The organism is Pseudomonas karstica (genome assembly GCF_009707515.1).
GTDB classification, from domain to species: Bacteria; Pseudomonadota; Gammaproteobacteria; order Pseudomonadales; family Pseudomonadaceae; genus Aquipseudomonas; species Aquipseudomonas karstica.
Window position 1 is genome coordinate 1 of record NZ_WLYI01000052.1, and the last position, 25,143, is coordinate 25,143.

10 protein-coding genes are annotated in these 25,143 nt (G+C 60.2%); 6 read left to right on the plus strand and 4 right to left on the minus strand.

The features are described 5' to 3' along the window. The coding region (locus GIR22_RS24750; protein ID WP_178122455.1) for a non-ribosomal peptide synthetase at positions 1-2,759 on the minus strand (2,759 nt) is incomplete at its 3' end. Between the two features lie 361 nt (positions 2,760-3,120). Here GIR22_RS24750 and GIR22_RS24755 point away from each other — a divergent pair. From GIR22_RS24755 to GIR22_RS24765, 3 genes are all read left to right on the plus strand, one after another. Next, positions 3,121-4,125 (plus strand): cupin-like domain-containing protein, encoded by a 1,005-nt coding sequence (locus tag GIR22_RS24755; protein ID WP_154745906.1) that lies wholly within the window; start codon positions 3,121-3,123, stop codon positions 4,123-4,125. Continuing rightward, positions 4,122-5,492, plus strand: coding sequence for an MFS transporter (locus tag GIR22_RS24760; RefSeq protein ID WP_154745907.1), 1,371 nt, complete (start codon positions 4,122-4,124; stop codon positions 5,490-5,492). The genes GIR22_RS24755 and GIR22_RS24760 overlap by 4 nt, the downstream gene beginning before the upstream one ends. A gap of 156 nt (positions 5,493-5,648) precedes the next feature. Next, on the plus strand, positions 5,649-6,260 hold the full coding sequence (locus tag GIR22_RS24765) for an aspartyl/asparaginyl beta-hydroxylase domain-containing protein (protein WP_154745908.1): 612 nt from the start codon (positions 5,649-5,651) through the stop codon (positions 6,258-6,260). A 131-nt stretch (positions 6,261-6,391) separates the two neighbouring features. Here GIR22_RS24765 and GIR22_RS24770 read toward each other — a convergent pair whose 3' ends face one another. From GIR22_RS24770 to syrB1, 3 genes are read right to left on the minus strand one after another with little or no spacing between them, the layout of a single operon-like run. Next, entirely contained in the window at positions 6,392-7,603 is a 1,212-nt protein-coding gene (locus GIR22_RS24770) for an alpha/beta fold hydrolase (RefSeq protein WP_154745909.1), read from the minus strand. 59 nt (positions 7,604-7,662) lie between these two features. Beyond that, a complete protein-coding gene (gene syrB2 / locus GIR22_RS24775; protein WP_154745910.1) occupies positions 7,663-8,595 on the minus strand; it encodes a syringomycin E biosynthesis L-threonyl-[L-threonyl-carrier protein] 4-chlorinase SyrB2 in 933 nt (310 codons plus the stop codon). A 12-nt stretch (positions 8,596-8,607) separates the two neighbouring features. Further along, positions 8,608-10,455 carry a syringomycin E biosynthesis L-threonine--[L-threonyl-carrier protein] ligase SyrB1 gene (gene syrB1 / locus GIR22_RS24780; RefSeq protein ID WP_154745911.1) on the minus strand — a complete coding sequence of 616 codons (1,848 nt, stop codon included), beginning with the start codon at positions 10,453-10,455 and terminating at the stop codon, positions 8,608-8,610. 336 nt (positions 10,456-10,791) lie between these two features. Here syrB1 and GIR22_RS24785 point away from each other — a divergent pair, with 336 nt between their 5' ends. The 3 genes from GIR22_RS24785 to GIR22_RS24795 form a co-directional block, all read left to right on the plus strand. Then, the gene (locus GIR22_RS24785) at positions 10,792-11,853 is read left to right on the plus strand and encodes a TauD/TfdA family dioxygenase (protein ID WP_154745912.1); all 1,062 of its coding nucleotides are present in this window, start codon (positions 10,792-10,794) and stop codon (positions 11,851-11,853) included. A gap of 180 nt (positions 11,854-12,033) precedes the next feature. After that, a complete protein-coding gene (locus tag GIR22_RS24790; protein ID WP_154745913.1) occupies positions 12,034-13,731 on the plus strand; it encodes a cyclic peptide export ABC transporter in 1,698 nt (565 codons plus the stop codon). Between the two features lie 375 nt (positions 13,732-14,106). Continuing rightward, on the plus strand, positions 14,107-25,143 hold an 11,037-nt coding region (locus GIR22_RS24795; protein WP_154745914.1), incomplete at its 3' end, for a non-ribosomal peptide synthetase.

Consider the following 25,143-nt stretch of genomic DNA (forward strand, 5'->3'; position numbering starts at 1 on the left):
CTGTCCGACTGCCCGGGGTTGTCTTCCCGTGCAATCACTACCACTTCGCGAACCCCGGGACACAGCGCCAGGGCGGCTTCGACTTCGCCGATTTCGATACGCAAACCGCGAATTTTCACCTGGAAGTCATTGCGGCCCAGGTATTCCAGGGCACCGTTATCCAGCCAGCGGCCAAGGTCGCCGGTCTTGTACAGGCGGGCCTCGGGGTCGCTGGAAAAACCGTCGGCAACAAAGCGCTCAGCCGTCAGTTCAGGCTGGTTCAAGTAGCCACGAGCCACGCCGATGCCGCCGATATGCAGTTCGCCGGCCACGCCCAACGGCTGCGGCTGGCCGCGACTGTCCAGCACATGCATCTGGATATTGGCAATCGGCCTGCCGATGGGCACGCTTTCGCCGGGGTCATTCGGGAGGCACTGCCACGCCGTTACGTCGATGGCGGCCTCGGTGGGGCCGTATAGGTTGTGCAACTCGATGCCGCTCATTTGCTGCTCGAAACGCCGTTGCAAACTGCGCGGCAGGGCTTCGCCGCTGCACAGCACCCGACGCAGGTCCGGGAAGCCTTCGGTGTCGCGGTATTCCAGAAACAGGTCGAGCATCGATGGCACGAAGTGCAGCATCGTGACGCCCGCCCGACGCATCAGGCTGGCGAGGTAATCCGGTTCCTGATGGCCGCCGGGGCGTGCCATGACGAGTTCGGCCCCGGCCAGCAACGGCAGGAAAAACTCCCAGACCGACACGTCAAAACCGAATGGGGTTTTTTGCAAGATCCGGTCGTGGGTATCGACGCGGTATTCGTCTCGGGCCCAAAGCAACCGGTTGACCACCCCGAGGTGTTCATTCATCACACCTTTGGGGGTGCCGGTCGAGCCTGATGTGTAGAGCACGTAGGCCAGGTGTTTCGACGTCAGTCCCAGGGACAGCGGGTCCGGATTGTATTCGGGTTGCGCAGCCAACTGCGCGAGGTCTTCGGCGTCGCGATCAATCGCTAGCAGCGGCACGTTTAGCGTCGGCAATTGGTCCAGCAGCCCATGGCAACTGAGCACGGCGCGCGGGGCGCTGTCGCTGAGCATGAACGCCTGGCGCGCGCTCGGCAGGTCCGGGTCGATGGGTACATAGGCGCCACCGGCCTTCAGGATCCCCAGCAAGGCGACAACCATTTCCGGGCCGCGCTTGAGGCACACCGCCACCCGGGCATCCGGCTCTATACCGAGTTCGATCAAACGGTGGGCGAGCTGGTTGGCTTGGCGATTGAGTTGCGCGTAACTGAGTAGCGGCCCGGCGTCGCTGCGCACCGCGCAGGCATGCGGGTGCAGCTCGGCTTGCTGCTCGAACAGCGTGTGGATCAACACGTCCCGAGGATATTCGCGGGCGGTGGCGTTGAACTCGACTTGCGCGCGCTGTTCGGCCGGGCTCATCAGCGGGAAGTCCCCGACCGGCGTGTCATAGCCTTCCAGCACGGCTTCGAGCATCGAAACGATGCGCTGTTGCAGGTGCCGGGCTTCTTCCAGGCTGAAGTAGGCAGTGTTGAAGTTGAAATCCAGGTGCACGTCTTCAAACGGATGGTAGTCGCGTACGAAGATCGCCATCGGCGTCTGTTCGTAGCCGTTGTCCATGGTGATGACACGAGAGGAGGTGCCGCCAAACTGGTCGTCGCCGTCCAGGCTTTCGAACGACAGAGACACGTCGAACAGTTGCCGCCGACCGGTTTGCGCCAGGCGCAAGGTACGATTGAGTTCGGCGATAGGGAAGCGTTGATGACGGTAGCAACGGCGCAATTGGCCGCCCGCGGTGTGCATCAGCTCCAGCAGCGAAGCCTGGGGATCGACCGGCAAGCGAATCGGGCTGACCGACGAAAACATGCCCACGGTGGTTTTTGCGCGAGCGGTGGTGCGGTTGTGAACGGGCATGCCGATGACAATTTCATCGACCCCCACGGTGCGGCAGAAATAGGTGCCGACCACACTGATCAGTACGTGGGCCACCGACAGGCTGCGCTCGCTGGCGAACTGCGTCAGGGCGTTGTACAGCGCCCGGGGCAGCATCGCCTGAACCTGGGCGCTGGGCGCCAATTCATTGGCCTGGCCGGTTTTGAAATCGGCCCGACGTTGCAGCAGGGATGGCGGCAGTTGCGCGTAAGTGTCTTGCCAGAACTGACGGTCGCGCTCATAGCGCGAAGACTGCAAGTACGCTCGATCATCGTTGAGGAACGCCAGGTAGGATTCCCCTGGGGCGACCTCGTCGTTGCCCGCGAGCAAAGCGTTATAGACCGCGCCCACGGCATGCCCGATCAACGCCACGCCGATACCGTCGGTGACCAGGTGGTGGTAGCGGTTGAGCCAATAATAGCGGGCCGGGCCACAGCGCACCAGGCGTGCTTCCCAGAGTTGCCCGGTCAGCGACTCGAACGGCTGGCGGAATGCATCGCGCAGGTACGCCATGGCCAGCCCGGCATCGTCGTCAGCCTCGGAAAACTCCACCACTTCGAGCTTCACCTTGACGTGAGGCAGGACTCGCTGACGGCCAATTCCGCCTTCATGGCTGAAGCTCAAGCGCAGGGCGTCGTGATGGTTGGCCACCTGTTCAATGGCTTTCTCGAACAGCCCGATATTGACCTCACCCCTGATCTCCAGGGACATGCCGATGTTGTAGTAGGGCAGGTCCGGGTGCGCGATCTGGTCAAGCCAGATGCCCTGTTGAACCGAGGCCAGTTCGTGGGACTCGGAGTCTTGCATAAGCAACATATCGGTCGACGAATCCATTTGGAGCACCTGCTTGGTCAAATGAGGTTCGTCTCCGGTCGACGGGCAGCAGTGCATGAAGGCCTGGGCGACTGCGCGTTGGCGGGACGAAAAATTCGTGGGGAAGGGCATCGTGGCCGGCGAATGAGCGCCTGGTGTGATCAGGTCGATAGGGTTTGCATCGCGGCATGGCGATGGGCCGCCCTGACATCCGCTTGCGCCGATATCCCTCCACAAAGTGAGAAAAAATTAGAACATCCGTTGCGTTATGTCTGTCATGGGAAGCAGGGACAACAGCGAAGAACGGGGCCTCGGGGCGCTTGGGCTGGGTCGCGCGAGTCTGTTATACCAATGGCCATGAGTGTTCTTGCGAGGGTCGAAAATGCCACCGATAACCGAATTGGATCGCCCAGCCACGAAGTTCTGGAACCTGTCCCGTTTCCCCAATCACCCACAGGCCGGCCCGGTCGAAGTGATTGACGCGTTGACGATCTCCAGAGAGGAGTTCGACCGCCGGTACGTCAATCGCAACCAACCCTGCCTGGTCAAAAATGCCGTGAAGCACTGGCCGGCTTTCCACAAGTGGAACCAACTCGACTACCTCAAGGAGCACTCGCGCAATACTGCAGTGGTGGTGCGTTCGCAGATCGTGTCGGAGGTCATCGGCTGGTCGAAACCCGAGGTCAAGGCAGCGCTGACCGAGTATGCAAACACGGTCTATCGGGAAATGCCGTTCCACGAATTTCTTGACGGTTTAAGCCATGGATCTGAGCCGTTGGTGGCCGACAGCTGCCGATTTTCCGAAGGCTCGGCCATCGAGCCGATGAAGGACGACGTCGGTGGCTTGCCCTTCATGCCGCAGCTGTCCAAGTCGCGGCACTATCCACCGCATCGCAGCTTTCTTTATCGCAACTCCTACACCGATTGGCATTTCCATGTCACCGATGAAACCTTCATGGCCCAGGTGGTCGGCGCCAAGGAAGTCCTGCTGCTGCCGCCGGACGAGACCAGTTGGCGGGCGTTGCAGCCGGTGATCGAAGAGGCGGGTTACCTGTATGACATCGACACCCAGCGCTTTCCTGGCACCCAGGGTTTGCACGCAATGCGCACGGTAGTCGAGCCGGGCGATGCGCTGTACATCCCGGTTTACTGGTGGCATGCGGTGCAATCGATGGACGATGAATTCGGCGTGACAGTTGCAGCGACGTTCCCGACACCCTTGCATGTCAGCGGCGATATCCGTTCGCCAATTGCCCGGCGCGTACTGCGCACCTATCTGTACTCCCGTTATGCGCCGTTGGTGTTGGGCGCGGTGGCATACTCCATGGCCTATCGACTTCTGCGCAACTTGATCAGTTTCGGCGCGCCTGGCGATGCGCGTCGATGAGCGCCAAGGGCAGCAAGCAATCATTCGACCTGGGGCGAAGTTTCTATTTTCTCTGGTGTGGCGAGTCCTTGGCGGTCATGGGGACGGCGCTGATGGAGTTCGCCCTCGGCGTCTGGGTGTATAACCACACGGGTTCGGCCGTGGCATTTGCCAACGTGGTACTGGCGGCAACGTTGCCGGCGATTTTGTTTCTGCCGCTGGCAGGCGGGCTGGCGGACCGAATCAGTCACCGGGTGATTATTGTCTGTTGCGATGTGAGCCTGGCGCTGCTGCTGTTCGTGGTCATGGCGCTGCTCTGGTTTGACCGTCTCGAACCGTTGCACCTGTATATCTTCAATTGCCTGGCGTCGATTGTCGGGGCCTTCCGTAAACCGGCGTATCAGGCTGCGGTCAACTCGATAGTCGCCCGGGAAAAATTCACCCGGGCCTCGGGCCTGATGAGTATCAGCAAGAATGCTTCGGCGCTGGTGGCGCCGCTGTTGGCCGGCGTAATCATGGCCCAGGCCGGGCTGGTGACGATTCTGGTCGTGGACATGATCACTTTTTGCTCCGGAACCCTGCTGGTGATCAAGGCGTTTTCCCATGTGCGGCTAATGCCGGGTGGTCACGACGGCGTCGGCAAGGGCTCGGTGATCCAGGGCGCGCTGAACAACATCGCCGCGGCCCTTAAGTTCTTTGCCGGCGGACAGTTGATGGCCGGGCTGTTGGTCTACACCATGATCCGCAGCGCGCTGTTGTCGATGGCGACACTGATGATGACCCCATTGCTGCTCTCTACCCTGGGCAGCAAGACCTTGGGTATGGCCTACACGTGGGCGGCCCTGGGTGGGTTGTCCGGTGCGGGGCTGCTGATCGCCATGGGCAACCCGCGCCGGTTGATGGCACTGGTGGCGGTTGCCGATTTGCTGCTGTCGATCTGCATTATCGCCATGGGCTTCGTCTCGCAAGCTTTTGCTTACTGCGCACTGGCGTTTTTCGCCATCACGGCGGCGAGTATCGCCGACGCCAGCGTGAGTTCACTGTGGATGCGCAAGATCCCGGACGGCAACCGCGCCAGTGTGTTTGCGCTGATCAGCATGTTGACCATTGCCACCACCAGCCTGGCGGTATTCGGAGGTGGTGTGTTGGTCGATCACTGGTTCCAGCCGGCCCTGGTGCCCGGCGGCATTTATGCCGAGTCGATTGGTCGCTGGCTGGGTGTCGGCCCGGGACGTGGTGTGGGGATGCTGTTTGTGGTGGCCGGTGGGCTTTTTGCACTGATGTGCTTGAGTGTCCTGGCCTACGGGCCGATGCGCCGAATGGACGAAGAACCGCCGCAGACCGCCGCGTTGCGAACCACCGACAGTCCACAGGTTGACGCCTCGTGATACCCGCTCGGCCGATTGTACCGGATTCCCGTGACAGACACGCCAGGCCCGGTGGGCCAACCTTTGCAGACTCTATTGCAGTATTCCGCGTCGCGAGTGTGGCAAGGCCGTGCTTGTCTTGCCCTCTGAGCTGACAACCATTGAAAAGGAGCACTTATGCGTCCCTCGTTCTATGATCCCAGCCGCTTCCCACACCTACAAAACCTTGCCGATAACTGGGAGGTCATTCGCCAGGAATTTCTCTCCCTTGATGCTCCGACCCTGACCATCAACCGCGTGGGCAAGTCGATCACCGAGATCGTCGATGAAGTCGCCGCCCACATGACGGCTGGTGGCGAGTATGGCTGGATCTGGGGTTGGGGTGACGACATGGACGTCATGCCCGAGTGGACGCAATACGGGCTGGTCGCCTACGACACCCCGATCCCATACGCCCAGGCTGCCATGCCCGGCACGATTGAGCTGCTAAGCAAGATCCCCGGGATCAAACTCTGTGCATTGCTGCGCATGGAGCCCAACGTTTTCCTCGGTACTCATTCCCACACCGGTACCTGGGAAGAAGGCCTGCTGCACATGCAGTTGACCATCGATGCGCCGCTCACCCAGAACTATGCCTACCTCAACGTCAACGGCAGCTTCAACCAGAGCACCAACGGTAACCTGGTGATTTTCGACGGCTCGCTCGACCACTTCGCGGTCAATGCGTCCCGGGATTACCGAACCGTGTTGTACCTCGAATTCCATCGTGAAAAACATATGATTGCTTGATAAACAGCTAAAGCATTGACAGCACAAAACCCTGTGGGAGCAAGCTTGCTCCCACAGGGTTTTGTGCTTTGGCTGATTGATGCGCTTAAAACGGGCAGCCCCGGATGTTCATCCAGGGCTGAGGGGGGCGGTCAGATGGTTGCCGGCTCGAAGTTCGACTCAAGGAAGCGGAAGGCGGTCTGTTTCGAGCGCTGTATCGACTCGAAGAATTCCAGGTGGCTACCGTTGGGTACAATGTGGAACGTCGAGTCGCTGATGGCGCCGGCGATGTGTCGGGAACCGCCGATATGGGTAGTCTCGTCGGCGTCGCCTGCGACCACCAGTGTGGGCACGTTGATCTGTTCCAGGCGCGACTGCAGCTCAGTCTTGTTCAGTGCATCGTTGAGCCGCGCGTAGCGATAGAACAGTTCTTCGTTGGCGTAAGGGTACAGCGCCACATGTGCGATCGATTCCGGGATGCTGGCCAGCGTGGCCTGATCCAGGAACAGCGCTTGTAGATCGCTAGCCTCGTTGCGGTCCACCGCCGCCGTTTCCATCAGCCATTCGAAGTTCTGCTGGTGTGCGGTGCGCAGGTTGTTGTCACCCAGGTTGTAGTCGCCGTGCCACAGGCTCAGGGAGCTGACCCGGCTGCTGTGGGCGGCAGCCGCGCTGAGGGCAATCACCGCGCCACCACAGATGCCCATCAGGTGTGCGTCCGGCAGTTCGTAATGGTTCATCACGTTGATCAGGTCGCCTACCTGGGCGTCGGTGTCCACCGACAATTGGTCGAACGTGGTGCACGAACCGAACAGCCCGCGGGTTTCCCAAGTGACCACGAAGAACCGCTCACTCAGTGCATTGAACCAGTCGCGACAGAGGTCAAACGGCATGCCGCAGGGCAATGCAAGGACGATAGCCGGGCGCTGACGGTTGGCGCTGGCGCGCACCGACAGAGCGACGTTGTCGCAGGTAATCAGGTGCAGTGCCTCGACATCCGGCACGGCACCACTGAAATCAAATTGTCTGACCAGGCGCCCGAATTCCTTGACGGTTTCAACGTCGTCGAACCGGTCGTAAGAAAAATCGAGCGCCTCGCAGATTTTCTTGCTGATGAAAATTTCGAAGGACGACAGTTGGTCTTCACCACCGTGCAGATATTGCACCGTCCGCACACCAATCCTCGCCAGAGCGGTGTTCACTGCCCGTTCCGTGGCCCTCACGCTGGGGGATGATTGCTCGGCTAAGCAGTCATCCCCTTGGGTGAGAAAACTCAAGCAAATAGGGTCGGGCAGTTGAATGGCAAGGTGCCGAAGCATCCTCACCGTCTCACACAGGCGCGTCGCTGCGGCGGTGGAAATAGTCATGGTTCGGGGACTCCTGTCGGGCACGTTACGCATGCAAACTGTCGTATGGCACTGAAAAATCAGACCGCTTCGAACTTTTTACCGCGAGTGGTGTGGGTCACCAGGCGGTTGTATTCCGGTGTCGTATCACCGATCACTTGAACTGCACCGTACTTTTCAAGGCTGATACGTCCACCGTATTCCTCGATATGGTCGGATTCCGGGTACACCTTCACGAACGACGGCACATAACGCGAGGCGAAACCCATGCGCATGTCCTGGGATTCGCCGCTGTGCGGATAGGACGCATGCATCAGGGTCGACCAGAAAATGATGAACTGGCCGGCCTTCATCTGCATTGGCACGGCAGCAGCTTCGTCAGGCTTCCAGTTTTCGTCGATTTGCAGCTGACGATAGTCGTAGCCGAAGAACCCGCGTCTGACGCCATCCTTGACCACCGAATTGTTGGTGTCCGGGGAGTAGCTCATGCGCTTGGTTTCGTCGTAATTCATGCTGTTCTGGGTGCCGGGAATGAACTGCAGGCAACCGTTCGCGATATTGGCGTCGGTGAAAGCGGTCCAGACAGTAATGGTGCCGCCGAACTCTTCGTTTTCCGGCCAGATGATTTGCGGCTTGCCAGAGGCATTGGCGAAGGTGTCGGCCTGGTGCCAGTCGGTACCTTCATCGCCGGGGTATTTAGGGAAGAACTCGGTGCGCCAACACAGCACGTCCGGACCCAGGATACTTTCCACTCGGTCACAGATTTGCGGGCGGCAGATATGGCTGGCGAGGAAGTCATCGTCCAGGTGGCGGTCATAGTTGGCAATGTTGGTGGCGCCGGAAATGGCGTCCAGGTCTTGATAAGCAGCGGCACTGCGATCAAGCAAGCGCAAGCGGGTGCGTTTCCAGGTTTCCTTCATTTCTTCTGGCGAATAGGCGTCGAAAGGGCCTATAAAACCGTTCTTCTCGAACTCTGCACGTTGTTCTTTCGTCAAAGCGAATTGTTTGCTCATAGGACTTTCCTTTTATTGGACTTGAACGAGGGAGCGTTGAATTCTGTTGGCCAGGACTTTTGCTGTCGCGCCGTCCGCCAGGACACCGGGATCAAGGTTGATCTGATAGTGGGTCTTGAACATGCTCAGCGAGCGGATCAGCGCCAGCGAGGTGCCACCGTGATCGAAGAAGTCATCGTTCACGCCGATGTTTTTCAACCCCAGGGTTTCTGACCAGACCTTGAGCACGAACTGTTCTTGCTCGGTGAGGCCCGACTCGTTGGCGCGCTGGGCCGTCGCAGGTACCGAAGTGGGTGAGGGCAACAGGTTTTTGTCGATCTTGCCGTGGGCTGTGACCGGTAATTGCGCCAGTGCGATGTAGTCCGAGGGGCGCATGTAGTCCGGCAAACTCTCGGTCATCAGTGCAGCGACGTCGCTACGAGTCTGCTCGGTCCAGGCTTCCACGCCGTGGGTTGGCACCACATAGGTGATCAGTCGCCAGTCACCATCGCCGTAATCGTGGGCGGCCACGTGGGCAGCGGCCACGGACGGGCTGGTTTGCAGGCAGGCTTCGACCTCGCCTGGTTCAATCCGGAAGCCGCGAATCTTCAATTGCTCATCGCAGCGGCCGGCGTAGCGATACTCACCGTCATCACCCAGGAGCAGTAGATCGCCAGTGCGGTAAGCGCGGATCGCGGTACCTGGCAACAGGGTAAAGCGCTCGGCATTCAGGGCCGGACGGTTCAGGTAGCCCAGCGTGACGCCAGCACCTTCGATGTACAACTCGCCGGCGGTACCTTGGGGCACTGGCAACTGATGGGCGTCGAGCAAATGCAGGCGCCAGCCATCCAGGGGCTTACCAATCGAGACGGTTGCGGCGGTTTCGAGGTCCTGGCCCAGCACGCGTTTGTAGGTCGTGTGAACCGTTGCCTCGGTAATGCCGTACATGTTGATCAGCGCGGGTTTCTGGTCACCATGACGGTCGACCCACGACCGCAGCACTGTGGCTGGCAATGCTTCACCACCAAACACCACATAGCGCAGCGCCAAGGGGGTACAGGCCTGACGGTCGGCATCATCCAGGCCACGGAAAGCTGACGGCGTCTGGCTCAGCACGGTGATCCCCTGATCGGCCAGCCATTGGTGCAGGGCAGTTGGCGAACGGGATACGTCGTAAGGCACCACGGCCACTTGGCCGCCATGAGCCAGCGCGCCCCAGATTTCCCAGACCGAGAAATCAAAACCGATGGAATGGAACATCGACCAGACGTCGTTTTCGGTAAAAGCGTACTCACGCTGCGTGCTTTCCAGCAGACGGCTGACGTTGCCGTGTGCTACCAGCACGCCCTTGGGTTCGCCGGTAGAGCCGGATGTGTAGATAACGTAGGCTGGAGAGCCTTCGGGTGCGCGGTTGCTGCTATCGGTTTTCAGGTCCAGTGCCGGTGCGGACAACAGATCTGCAAGCGACAGTATCCGCAGTGACGGAGTGCTCGGCAGATTATCGAGATCGCCGATCATTAGACTGATAGCGCTGTCGCGCACTATGTGTTCAAGACGTTTTGCCGGGTATTGCGGATCAATCGGCACATACGCGCCGCCGGCCTTGAGGATACCCAGCAGGCTGATGACCAGGTCGACACTGCGTTTCAGGCAGATTCCGACCAGCATGCCGTCCTTGACCCCTTCGTGACGCAGCTGGGCTGCCAGCCTGGACGATACCGCATCGAGCTGTGCATAGCTCAATGTCCTGGTGGCGTCGGACACTGCTGTTCGCTCGGGGAATTCCAACGCCCGCGCGCTGAATATTTCATGCAGCAAAGCGCCGGGCGTATGAGGGGCTGGCGCGGTGTCAACCGATCCGCCAGTGTTCTTAATCGACATGACTAACGCTCCTGTTAATTGCCAGGCGCAGCGCATCTTCGCGTTGGCGAAAACCGTTGCACTCGAGACTTTGCTGCGGCCCACGGGGTTCGTTTGAAATACCGGGATAATCCGCAGTTGCCGCATTTCAGCACCGACTTCGTATCGGCGTCTGTCGCGGGAAATGGGGACAAGGAACCTTCGTCGTGATCAAGGCGTCGCGTGGTGGCGGCCTGTCCCGGATTGCGGTGACAGACAGTGCTATGTGTTGGTGGTTTTATTTCATCGCGGCGGCGGAGCGCATTGGTTTTGCCTCGTACAACTCGGATGTAGGTATCTGTAGTTCAGGAGTTTTTCATGAGTCTTCTAACTAACGCTTCGCCCGCCATGACTGATGATGGGGTGCTGGATACGCTGGTCTGGCCGGGCCTTGGGCACAATGAATCAGTGAAATTGTCATGGCTGGCCGCCGGCTTGAGTTTGCCGGTGGTGATCGAGCCGATCGAGCCAGGCCTGGATCCGGCATTGTGGGCAGCCACCCATCGCGAAGCGATCGAGGCATTGTTGTGTCACCGCGGTGCGGTGTTGTTTCGTGGTTTTGAACTTGGCGCAGTGTCGGAGTTCGAGGCGTTTGCCGAAGCTTTATCGCCCGGGTTGCATGGCAGCTACGGTGACCTGCCGAAGAAGGAGGGAGGGCAAAACGTCTATCGTTCTACACCTTACCCCGAGCGCGAAATGATTTTGTATCACAACGAAAGCTCGCATCTGGAAAGTTGGCCGCGCAAGCAATGGTTCTTTTGCGAACTGCCGTCCCGGGTCGGTGGCGCGACGCCGCTGGCGGACATTCGGCAGGTGCTGGCGCGCTTGCCCGAAGCAGTGGTGGCGCGTTTCGAGCAGCAGGGCCTGATGTACAGCCGCACCTTCACCGCCGGGGTCGAGCCGAGCTGGGAATCGTTCTTCGGTAGCACCGACCGAGCTGCTGTCGAACAGCGTTGCCGGGAGCAGGGTACCGACTTTGAGTGGCTCGACCACCAAACCCTGCAAGTGCGCACGCGCTGCCCGGCGGTGATTCGTCATCCGCTTACCGGGGAGCGGGCGTTCTTCAATCAGTTGCAGCTGCATCACCCGTTCTGCCTTGGCGAGGAAATGCGCGAAGACCTGCTCGATATGTTCGGTGCTGATCGCTTGCCGCGCCTGGTCAGCTACGGTGACGGCACGCCCATCGAGGACGAGATCATGGCGCTGGTGGGCCAGGCCTATGAGGACTGCGCCGTGCGGTTTACCTGGCGTAAAGGTGACGTGGCGATGCTCGACAACATGCTGGTCGCGCACGCACGTGATCCCTACGAAGAGCCGCGCCTGATTGTTGTCGCCATGGGAGAGATGACAGCCCGGGGCGATGTGTGGCAGCCCGAATGACTACGCCGATTGGTGCGGTTTGAAGTTTTGTACCGGCAATCCGGGACAGCGGAACCGGTATCGATCCGTACACTTGGGGCTTGGTTCGATCCTGTGGCAATACAGCCTGAACAAGGCTATCAGCCGGCGAAATCGCAACCGGCAGTGCCTTGTCGCGAGCCCATTTGAGGATAGCTATTAATGAAAGGCAAGAAAGAGAAGGCGCCCAAGCCGGGTTCGGTCATGCGCCTGCTGTGGAGCAGTCACCCTTGGCTGACAATCCTCACGTTGATAACCGGCATCATCAGTGGTGTCGCATCGATCGCGGTAGTCAATGTGATCAACCAGGCAATCCACAATGAAGGCTCGCGCACTGATTCTCTGTACTGGTTTATCGGCCTGAGTGCCGTGGCGCTGATTTTCCGCAATGGCGCTGCACTGTTTCCGGCCTATGCCAGCATGCGGATCATGACGCGGTTGCGCATCGCGCTGTGCCGCAAGATTCTTGCCACCCCCCTGGAAGAAGTCGACCGGCGTGGCCCGCCGAATGTGCTGACCATGCTGACCAATGACATCCCGCAACTGAACACCACGCTCGTAGTCATGCCTACCGTGCTGGTCGAGGCGACGGTGTTTCTGTTCGGTATTGCCTACCTGGCTTACTTGTCATGGGTGGTCTTGGCCTTGACCCTCTCATTGATGATTCTGGGGGTGATGCTTTACCTGTTCTTCTTTGTCAGCGGCGTGCGTTACACCACCCGGGTGCGGGAGGAATTCACCTCGTTCAACGAATACACCCATGCCCTGGTGTTCGGTTTGAAGGAGCTGAAGCTCAACGGCATCCGGCGCCGCTGGTTCGGTCGCTCAGCCATTCAGGCGTCTTCGACGCGGGTGGCACGCTTCAACTTTGTTGAGCGCCTGTGGTACACCGCTGCCGATAACGTCGGGCAGTTCACGCTGTCGTTGTTGGTTGGCTGCCTGTTGTTTGCCGCCCCAATGGTCAGTACGCTCGACCCGAAAGTCATGTCAGCCAGTGTGCTGGCGGTGCTGTACATCATGGGGCCGTTGTCACTGTTGGTGGGAGCAATGCCGGTCCTGGCGGCGGGCCGCATTGCATGCAGTCGGCTGGCGGAATTCGGTTTCTTGATTAATGACCCACACCTGGAACCGACTGAAGTTGAAGTTCCGAAGGTGCATCTGCTCGAACACAAGAAGTCCTGGGACAGTATCGAGTTGAAAGACGTGCGCCTGCATTATCAGGATAAGCATGCCGGAGCCGGTTTCTCGCTGGGGCCGATTGACCTGAGTGTTCAAGCCGGGGAGCTGATCTATATCGTGGGTGGCAACGGCTGCGGGAAAAGTACCCTGGCCAAAGTCATCTGCGGGCTCTACATCCCTCAGAGTGGCGAGGTGCTGCTCGACGGCACGACGATTACCGAAGACAGCCGAAGCGACTACCGCGATCTGTTTTCGGCGGTGTTCTCTGACTTCCATCTGTTCAATCGCCTTATCGGTCCCAACGAAGAGGAAGGCAGCCCCGCGCTGGCCCAGAAGTACCTCGAGACTCTCGGCCTGGCCGACAAAATCAAGATCGAGGGGGCCGGTTATTCGACCATGAAGGCGCTGTCTTACGGCCAGCAGAAACGCCTGGCGCTGGTCTGTGCGTACATGGAAGACCGACCGGTGTATGTGCTCGACGAGTGGGCTGCCGACCAGGATCCGCCGTTCAAGAAATTCTTCTACGAAGAGTTATTGCCCGATCTCAAGCGGCGCGGCAAGACGGTGCTGATCATTACCCACGACGACCAATACTTCCAATTGGCCGACCGGATTATCAAGTTGGTAGATGGACTCGTCGTCTCGGATATCAACTGCACCATTCGCGATAAGCGAGCATGAACTCACGTTTCCCGGACATCGTTGAAAGGCTGGCGACCACGCCACCCAACGTCTGTGGACACCTGAACGACGCCTGATATCACGCCTTCAACCCGTCTGGCCGAGTTCGCTCGTTCCGGACGGCGAAGTCGTGCAGGTGCAATTCGCTGATTTATCGGACGACACCCACTCCAAGCGTGCCTGTTTCTTGCGTCCCGGGCAGTACTGACATCTTTTTGAGAATGAAATTATGAAATTTTTCTCTGCTCGTGCTGTGGGCGACATGGTCGCAACAGGTTTTTTTCTGCCCAGCCTTTCTCTTAAAAAAAAATCCCGGGGCGCAATAGCGTGTAGCGGTCCTGTGTCATGTGCTGTGCGTACCTTGGAGCAAAGCGTATGAACCAGTTGCTGCAGCTCACAGACACCTACCCCCTGACGTCAGCCCAGCGGGATATATGGCTGGACCAGGTAACACAGGGCAACTCACCGCTGTACACCATCGGTGGCCACATCGAAATCAAAGGCGTGGTCGACCCCGAGCTCTTCCAGCAGACGATGGTCCTGTTGATTCAAAAGCATGACGCGCTGCGCACGGTACTGATTCCAGGCACCGGCGAAGCGGGGCAGCCGATGCAGACGCTAATGCCGGCGCTGGTGGAGCCGGTGCCGGTGCAGGACTTCTCCGATCATCCAGATCCTCAGGCTTCAGCGCAGGCCTGGATGCAGCAACGCATGGAGATCGCGTTTCAATTGTATGGGGAGCCGTTGTTTCGCTTCTACCTGATCAAGCTCAGCCCGGCGTCGTTTTATTTCGTTGCCCACATTCACCACATCATTATCGATGGATGGGGCATCGGCGTGATGATCGAGTCCATGGGTGATATCTACAGCGGGCTGAAAAACAACCTGCCACCGGATGTATCGGCGCCGTCATACACGGCGTTCATCGACGATGATGCTCACTACCAGCACTCCACGCGCTTCCTGCGGGATCAGCAGTATTGGCTGGACAAGTATCAGGATATTCCTGATCCTTTGTTTGTTGCACGCTACCGTGACCAGTACCCCAAGCAACTAGCGCCCAGCCAGCATGCCCTTTGGCCTGTCGCCAATACGTTGAACGAGCGTATCGACGCACTGGCGCGCCAGCATCAATCGTCGCGGTTCCCGGTGCTGTTGGCCGCGCTATATATCTATTTCACCCGCACCAGCCAGCGCGAAGAGTTGGTGATTGGCCTGCCGATCCTCAATCGCTCCAACGCAACGTTCAAGAAAACCCTGGGATTGTTCACCCAAGTGAGTGCAGTGCGACTGCGATTTGGGGCCGATTTATCTTTCGGCGAGCTGATCCGCGAGGTGACGCGCTCGCTCAAGCAGGACTATCGCAGCCAGCGTTTTCCCATAAGCGATATCAACCGTTCGCTGGCGCTGCGACGCGACGGCCGTGCGCAATTGTTCGACGTGTCGTTCTCCTATGAAGAGGCCAATCAGCAGTACCAGTTCGCGGATGCACCGGTCCAGTTGATGAAGTGCTCGAACAATCATGAGCAGGTCCCCCTGGCGATTTATCTGCGCAGCAACCCGAACGACGATTGCGGTTGGCTGCACTGCATTTACAACGAAGCTTATTTCCAGCCCGGTGAAGTCGAGCCACTGGCCGAGCGCTTCCTGCATGTGCTGGAGCAGGGGCTGGTTGACGATAGCTTGCCGATTCAGCGTTTTCTGCTGCCTACGCCGTCGGAAGCCCTGCGGCTGCAGGAATGGAACGCACCCGCTGCGTCATATGAGCAGTCGTGCACGATCCATGGCCTGTTTGAAGCGCAAGTGGTTGCGCAACCTGACGCGGTAGCGGTGGTGTTTGAAGCGCTGACACTGACCTACGGCGAACTCAATGCTCGGGCGAACCAAGTTGCCCATCACCTGTTGTCGTTGGGCATTCGCCCGGATGACCGGGTAGCGATTTGCGTCGAGCGAGGTCTCGACATGATCGTCGGCCTGCTCGGCATCCTGAAATCCGGTGCTGGCTACGTACCGCTTGACCCGGCTTATCCGCCAGAGCGCCTGGCCTTCATGCTTGATGACAGCGCGCCGGTTGCGTTGCTGACTCAAGCCAGCCTGGCGCTGGACGCAGCTGCACACACGGTTCCGGTGGTACTGCTCGACCATCCCGAAGCTACGGGGATTGCCGCGCAACCACAGCACAATCCCGAGTTGTCGGGCTTGAACTCCAACCACTTGGCATACGTGATTTACACCTCCGGTTCGACCGGCCAGCCTAAGGGTGTAATGGTCGAGCACCGCAACGTTGCGCGGCTTTTTTCCGCGACGCAGTCCTCATTTGATTTCGGCTCGCAAGACACCTGGGCTTTGTTCCATTCCTTCGCCTTCGATTTTTCGGTCTGGGAAATCTGGGGTGCGTTGATTCACGGTGGCCGTCTCCTGGTGGTGCCGCAGCTGATCAGCCGTACGCCAGCGGCTTGTTATGCGCTGTTGTGTGAGACCGGCGTTACGGTGCTGAACCAGACGCCGAGTGCCTTTCGTCAGTTGATTGCGGCTCAGGGCGAAAGCCAGCAGCGCCACAGCTTGCGGCAGGTGATTTTCGGCGGCGAAGCGCTGGACACCAGTATCCTTAAACCCTGGTATGCCCGGCAGGTCAATGCCCAGGCGCAACTGGTCAACATGTACGGCATCACCGAAACCACCGTGCACGTGACCTACCGTGCACTGTGCGCGGCGGATGCCGAACAGGTCGGCGCAAGCCCGATCGGCAAGCGGATCGCAGATCTGCGCCTGTACCTGCTCGACCAGTACGGTCAACCGGTTCCGGTGGGTGTGGAGGGCGAGTTGTACGTCGGTGGCGCGGGGGTTGCGCGGGGTTACCTGAACCGCCCGGACCTGAACGAAACACGCTTCCTGGCGGACCCGTTCGATGCAACGTCGCAGGCACGCATGTACCGCACGGGCGACTTGGCTTGCTGGAGGGCCGACGGTGAACTGGAATACCTGGGTCGCAATGACGAACAGGTGAAAATTCGTGGTTTTCGCATCGAACTGGGCGAAATCGAGGCGAAACTCACTGCGTGCAACGGTGTGGCTGAAGGGGTGGTGATCGTACGGCAGGATGAACCGGGCGACAAACGCCTGGTTGCCTATGTGATCGCCGATGCAGGCGTGCCACTGTCGGCCGCGCAGTTACGTACGCAGTTGCTTGACTCGCTGGCGGAGTACATGGTGCCGAGCGCGTTCGTGATCCTTGAAGTGTTCCCACTGACCACCAACGGCAAACTCGACCGCAAGGCGCTTCCGGCGCCGGATTCCGAGGCTTATGCCCGAGGCGAATACGAAGCTCCGATGGGGCACGTGGAAATCACATTGGCCGGTCTGTGGGCCGAATTGCTCGGCGTCGAGCAGGTGGGACGGCACGATCAATTCTTCGAGCTGGGCGGTCATTCATTACTGGCGGTGAAGCTGATCGAGCGCATGCGCGAGGTCAACCTTGATGCCGATGTGCGCGTCCTGTTTGGCCAGCCAACCCTGGCGACGCTGGCCGCTGCAGCGGTTGCAAGCAAGGGCCTGGTCGTACCGGCCAACGGCATTGCTTTTAACGCTGAGCGAATTACTCCGCAGATGCTGCCCCTGGCAACGCTGACCCAGGATGAAATTGATCGCGTGGTTGCCACGGTGCCTGGCGGCGTGGCCAATGTGCAGGATATTTATGGGCTGGTGCCGTTGCAGGAAGGCATTTTGTATCACCACCTGTCCACCGAGGAAGGTGATCCCTACCTGCTACAAGCCACGCTGCGCATGGCCAGTCGCGAGCAGTTGGACGTTTTTGTCCAGGCCATGCAAACGGTGATCAAACGCCACGACATTCTGCGCACGTCAGTGGTCTGGGAAGGGCTGGACGAACCGGTGCAGGTTGTCTGGCGCGAGGCCCGAATGGTGGTCGAGGCGTTCGTGCCCGACCCGGCCAAGGGTGACATTGCCGATCAAATGACCGCTTGCTTCGATCCTCGGCACATTCGCTTTGATCTGCGACAGGCGCCGATGATGCGTCTGCACTTCGCCGAAGACCTGGTCGGCGGCGGTTGGGTTGCGGTATTTCTGTTCCACCATTTGATCGACGATGCGACGTCCTTGGGCTTCCTGGGCAAGGAAATCGAGGCGCATATCGCGGGCCGTTCGGCCCAGCTACCCGTATCAGTGCCGTATCGCAACTATGTAGCGCAGGTCAGGTTGGGCGTCAGTCGCGAGCAGCATGAAGCGTTCTTCAGCGAGATGCTTGGAGACGTCGACGAGCCGACGTTGCCCTTCGGTCTACTGGATGTACAAGGTGATGGCAGCGGTATCGAGCAGGCGTTGCTGCCGCTGGAGGCTGAACTGGGCCAACGCTTGCGCGCACAGGCTCGCCGCCTGGGCGTGAGCACCGCCAGCCTGCACCATTTGGCCTGGGGCCAGGTGGTGGGGCATTTATCCGGTCGCCAGGACGTGGTATTTGGCACCGTGCTGATGGGCCGTATGCAGGGTGGACAGTCCGATGGTCATGCCCTCGGGATGTTCGTCAATACGCTGCCACTGCGCGTGGATGCGGGCAATCAGGGCGTATTGGCGGCTCTGAAGGTGACTCATGGACGCCTGGCCGCGCTGATGGGCCACGAGCATGCACCGTTGTCGCTGGCGCAGCGTTGCAGCGGTGTCGCCGCGCCGACGCCGTTGTTCAGCGCCTTGATGAATTACCGCCAGGCTGCTGTCGGCGCGCAGGCGTTGAAAGATGCCGACACGGTGCGGCGTTGGGCCGGCGTGGAGATTCTGGGCGGCGAAGAGCGGACCAATTATCCACTGTCATTATCCGTGGACGACCTCGGTGAATCGTTCGGGCTGACCGTACAGGCGGTGGCTGGAATCGGCGCGCAACGTGTCTGCGGTTACCTGCACACTGTGCTGGAAGCGCTGGCTGATGCTCTCGACCGTGATGTGAATACGCCACTGTCCAGCCTGGCGTTTGTGCCGGACAGCGAGCGTCGGCAATTACTGGAAGACTTCAATGCCTTTGATGCGGTGTATCCGTCAGGGCTACTGATTCATCAGCTGTTCGAGGCGCATGCCGAGGCACAGCCTGATGCTGTTGCGGTGACCTATGAGAGCCAGCGCCTGACGTACGGCGAGTTGAACCGGCTCGCCAATCAGGTGGCCCATCGTCTGCTTGCCCAGGGCATCCGTGCCGACGACCGCGTGGCCATTTGTGTGGAACGTAGCCTGGAAATGGTGGCGGGGCTGATCGGTATCCTCAAGGCCGGTGCCGGTTATGTGCCGCTGGATCCGGCGTATCCGGCCGAGCGACTGACCTACATGCTGGAAGACAGCGCGCCCAAGGCACTGCTGACCCAACGCAGCTTGCATCCGCGCTTCCCTGAACTGACGGTGCCATTGCTGTTGCTGGACGGCGACGCTCGAGAAGCGTCCGGTATCAGCCACCAACCCGTGACCAACCCCGACTTGGCCGCGAACGGCTTGAGCCAGGACAATCTGGCGTATGTCATCTACACCTCGGGCTCGACCGGGCAGCCCAAGGGTGTGGCCATGGCCCACGGGCCGTTGGTCAATCTGATGCAGTGGCAAGTGACGCAGGCCCAGGATCAAGGCCGGGCGCCTGCGCGCACCTTGCAGTTCGCCGCACTCGGTTTCGACGTGGCCTTCCAGGAGGTGTTCAGCACCCTGTGTGCCGGTGCCGAACTTTCGCTTATCCATGCCGACACCCGGCTGAATTTCCACCAACTGTTCCAGCATATCCGTGCCCAGCGTATCGAGCGCCTCTACCTGCCGTTTATCGCGTTGCAGGCGCTGGCCGAAGCGGTCACCAGTGACGGTGAAACGGAGCAACTGGCTTGCGTCCTGCGTGATGTCATCACCGCTGGCGAGCAACTGCGGATCACCCCACAGATACGCGCCTTCTTTGAACGTCTGCCGGGCTGTCGCCTGCACAACCACTATGGGCCGACTGAATCCCACGTGACTACGGCGCTGACGCTGCCGGAGGCAGTCACAAACTGGCCGACCCTGCCGGCCATTGGCTATCCGGTAGCTAATACACGTATTTACTTGCTCGACGAACATTTTCAGCCTGTGCCGGTAGGTGTTGCCGGCGAGATCCATATCGGCGGCGCCTGCGTCGCACGTGGCTACCTGAACCGTGCGGATTTGACCGCCGAACGTTTTATCCGCGACCCGTTCGCCGGCCATTCCCAGGCGCGTCTTTACAAAACGGGCGACCTGGGCCGCTACCAGGCTGACGGCTGTATCGAGTACCTGGGCCGCAACGACGATCAGATCAAGATTCGCGGCTTTCGGGTCGAGTTGGGCGAAATCGAAGCCCGGCTTTGCCAGCATGCCGGGGTCAAGGAAGCGGTGGTCGTTGCCCGAGAGGACAGCCCCGGTGATAAGCGCCTGGTGGCGTACTGCACTGCCCCGGTGACGGGCGAAGTGCCGGACGCGGACGTGCTGCGTGCGCATCTGCAGGCACTGTTGCCGGACTACATGATTCCAGCAGCTTATGTACGACTGGAAAAAATGCCGCTGTCTCCCAACGGCAAACTCGACCGCCGCAGCTTGCCTGCGCCCGACGCGCAGGCTTTCGCCAGCAGTGAATACCAAGCGCCACGGGGCGAAATAGAAACCACGCTGGCCCAGTTGTGGGTCGATGTGCTCGGCGTGGAACGGGTAGGGCGACACGACCATTTCTTCGAACTGGGCGGGCATTCGCTGTTAGCGGTGAAACTCATCGAGCGTATGCGCCAGGCCGGCCTGAGTGCCGATGTACGCGTCTTGTTCGGGCAGCCGACCCTGGCGGCGCTTGCCGCGGCTGTCGGAGGTGTCGCAAGCGTTGTGGTACCGGCGAACGGTATCCTCGACGGTTGTGAACAGATCACCCCGTCAATGTTGACACTGCTGAAGCTGAGCCAGGACGCTATCGATCTGATTGTGAGCCAGGTGCCGGGGGGTGTACGCAACATCCAAGACATCTACCCGCTGGCGCCGCTGCAAGAAGGCATTCTTTACCACCATATTGCGGCGGAACACGGTGACCCGTACCTGCTGCAAGCTTCGTTTGTCATGGCCAATCGCGCCGAACTCGACGGGTTTGTGCAGGCGTTGCAGGCGGTGATCGATCGCCACGATATCCTGCGCACTGCCGTGCTCCGGGACGGGCTTGATGAACCGGTGCAAGTGGTGTTGCGCAAGGCGCAATTGGTGTTCGAAGAAGTCGAACCGGACCCGGCGCAGGGTGACGTAGGCGCACAATTGGCGAAGCGTTTCGACCCGGCTCACAGTCGCCTGGATCTGAGCAAGGCGCCATTGATGCACCTGGCGTGTGCCTGGGATGCGAGTCAACAGCGCTGGGTCGCGATCCTGCTGTTTCACCACATTGCCCTGGACCATACGGCGCTGGACGTGATGCAGGACGAAATGCTGGCGTTCCTGAGCGGCGAATCCGATCGCCTGAGCGCCGCCATGCCCTATCGCAACTATGTGGCACAGGCCCTGCTGGGCGTGAGCCGCGAACAACATGAAGCGTTCTTTCGTGACCTGCTCGGCGATGTGGACGAGCCGACGCTGCCATTCGGCCTGCAGGAAGTACAGGGCGATGGCCAAGGCATCGAGGAGGTCAAACTCAACCTCGATGCGACGCTGAGCCGGCGCTTGCGAGTGCAAGCACGTCAACTGGGCGTGAGCGCCGCGAGCCTGCATCACTTGGCGTGGGCGCGGGTGCTTGGGCGTTTGTCCGGTCGAGACGATGTGGTCTTCGGCACGGTGTTGCTGGGCCGCCTGCAAAGCGGCGAGGGGGCGGATCGTGCCCTGGGTATGTTCATCAATACCCTGCCGCTACGGGTGGAGGTCGGTGCTGCAAGTGTGCGCACGGGTGTCGAACAGACCCATGCGCGGCTGACGGCACTGCTCGCCCATGAGCACGCACCCCTGACACTGGCGCAACGCTGCAGCCAGGTGGCCAGTGCACTGCCGTTGTTCAGTGCGCTGTTGAACTACCGTCACAGCCCCTCAACGTCTGAAACCGGCAACGATTTGTGGGCCGGGGTCGAGGTCACTGACGTCCGCGAGCGGACCAACTACCCCTGCACGTTATCGGTCGACGATCAGGGCGAAGGCTTCCTGCTCAGCGTGCAGACCTTTGCAAGCATTGGCGCACAGCGGATTGGCGATTACATGAGCACCGCGTTGCAGAGCCTTGTCGATGCCTTGGAGCTGGCTCCCGACACTGCGCTGCACAACCTGGAAATCCTGCCCGGCGCCGAGCGTCGGCAGTTGTTGGTGGCGTTCAATAATACCCAGCGCGATTACCCGGCGCACTTGACAATCCATCAACGATTCGAAGCCCAAGCTGCTCTGCATCCCGAGACGCTGGCGTTGGTTTATGGTGAGCAAAGCCTGACCTACGGCGAACTGAACCGGCAGGCAAACCAGTGGGCACAGCGCTTGCTGGCATCGGGTGTGCGGGTTGAAGATCGCGTGGCTATTTGTGCCCATCGCAGTATTGAGCGAATGGTCGGGCTGGTCGCGATCCTGAAAGCCGGTGCCTGTTATGTGCCGATGGATCCGTCCTACCCGACGGATCGCCTGGCGTATTTGCTCAAGGACAGTGCGCCAGTGGTGTTGCTGACCGAGCGGGCGCTACAGGAGCGCTTGCCGAGCCTGAACGTGCCGGTGCTGCTGCTTGACGCTGATCAGGCCGAGACGACGGCTGGTGACGCAAACCCGGTGCTCGCGGCGCTGAAGCCGGAGTGTCTGGCCTACATCATCTATACCTCGGGCTCCACGGGTGAACCGAAAGGGGTGATGGTCGAGCATCGCAACCTCGACAACCTGGTGAATTGGCATTGTGAAAGCTTCGAGCTCAGTCACGGTAGTCGCACGTCGAGCGTGGCCGGTTTCGGTTTCGATGCGGCAGCCTGGGAAGTGTGGCCGGCCCTTTGCTGCGGCGCGACGCTGCTGCTGCCACCGGCACACGCCGGTAGCGAGGATGTCGAAGCCCTGCTGACGTGGTGGCAAGCCCAGGCGCTGGACGTCAGCTTCCTGCCGACGCCGATAGCCGAGTACGCCTTTGGTCGCGAGCAGGGTCACACTCAGTTGCGCGCGCTGCTGATCGGTGGTGACCGTTTGCGCAAGCTGCCGGTCGACCCGCATTTTTCCCTGATCAACAACTATGGCCCTACGGAAACCACCGTGGTTGCCACCTCCGGCCGGATCGACGCCGCGCAGACCGTGTTGCATATCGGTAAACCGGTGGCCAATACCCAGGTCTACCTGCTGGATACGCAGCACCATCCGGTTCCGGTCGGTGTGGCGGGTGAACTTTATATTGGCGGTGCCGGGGTTGCACGGGGCTATTTCAACCGCGTTGCGCTCACGGCCGAACGCTTCGTGAATGACCCGTTCAGCCCTGTCGACAACGCCAGGATGTACCGCACCGGGGATCTGGGACGCTATTTGCCGGACGGTAATATCGAATACCTGGGACGCAACGACGGCCAGCTCAAGATCCGTGGCTTTCGCATCGAACTGGGCGAGATCGAAGCCAGGCTCGGCGCCTGCCCTGGGGTGGTTGAAACGGTGGTCATCGCTGTGCAAGACACTGCCGGCGACAAACGCTTGGTGGCCTATTTCACTGGGCGCGACAGTGAGGATCAAGCACTGACCGCCGATCATCTGCGCACGCAATTGCAGTTGCAGTTGCCGGAGTACATGGTGCCTTCGGCCTACGTGCGTCTCGAAGCATTACCCCTGACCCCCAACGGCAAGCTCGACCGCCGGGCATTACCCGTGCCAGACGCCGAGGCCTATTCAAGCCGTGGCCATGAAGCCCCGCAGGGTGAGACGGAGCAGGTGCTTGCTGACATCTGGCAGCAGTTGCTCGGCGTGGAAACGGTCAGCCGGCATGATCATTTCTTTGAACTGGGCGGCCACTCGCTACTGGCGGTGCGCCTGACGGCTCAGGTTCGCCAGCGGCTGGGCGTGGAGCTTGGCCTGGCAGAACTGTTTGCCAACCCGCAACTCCAGGCGCTGGCAGCATTGGTCATGCAGGCTGCGAGCAGTACCTTGCCGCCCATCGTGCCTGTGCCACGCGACGGGGCGCTGCCCTTGTCGTACGCACAGCAGCGCTTGTGGTTCCTGGCACAGATGGACAGTAACAGTGCGGCGTATCACATTTCAGGTGGTCTACGCCTAAAAGGCCCGCTGGTGCCAAGCGCCTTGCAGTCGGCGCTGGATCGTATCGTGGCGCGCCACGAGGCGTTGCGCACACGCTTCAACAATGTTGATGGCGAAGCCGTGCAATGCATAGCCGCCGATAGCGGTTTTGTCCTGGCGATGCACGACTTGACGCACAGCGCTGACGCTGAAGGCGAAATGCTTGGGCTGGCGGCAGATGAGGCTGGCGCGGCGTTCGATCTTGAACACGGCCCGTTGATTCGCGGGCGGTTGCTGCGGTTGAATGATGACGAACATATTTTGCTGGTGACGATGCACCACATCGTGTCGGACGGCTGGTCGATGAGCGTATTGACTCGCGAGCTGGGAGCGCTCTATCACGCCGCGCTGCATGACCAGGCCGACCCGTTGCCAGCGCTGTCTATCCAGTATGCCGACTATGCCGTCTGGCAACGTCGTTGGTTGGCCGGCGATGTGTTGAGTGAGCAAAATGCTTACTGGCAAGACGTGTTGGCGGACGTACCTCCCTTGCTGACATTGCCGACCGACCGTGTGCGACCGGCACAACAGGACTATTGCGGGGCAACCCTGGGCATCGAGTTTGACCGCGCACTGACGGCAGACCTCAAAGCGCTGAGCCAGCGCCACGGCACCACGTTGTACATGACGGTACTGGCCGGCTGGGCCGCGGTGCTCGGGCGTCTTTCAGGGCAGGACACGGTCGTGATCGGCTCACCAGTGGCCAACCGCATGCGTGCCGAGGTCGAAGGGCTGATCGGTTTCTTCGTCAACACCCTGGCCTTGCCGGTGGATCTGTCGGGCGAGCTGAGCATTGAAGCGCTGCTGCAACGGGTGAAGGCGCAAACACTCGGTGCGCAGGCCCATCAGGACTTGCCGTTCGAGCAAGTCGTGGAGCGAGTCAAACCGCTGCGCAGTCTGTCCCACAGCCCTCTGTTCCAGGTCATGTTGTCCTGGCATAACGCCGATGTGCAGAGCCTGGCGCTGGATGGCCTGGGGATTGAAGCCGTTGGGGCCTACGGGCGCACGGCTAAGTATGATTTGTCGCTGAACCTGGGGGAGGTGGATGGGGTTATTTGCGGTGGCCTGGAATATGCCACGGCATTGTTCGACCCGACGACCATCGAACGCTACCTTGGTTACTTGCAGCGGATGCTGCGCGCCATGGTGGCGGATACGGGCGCAGCGGTGAGT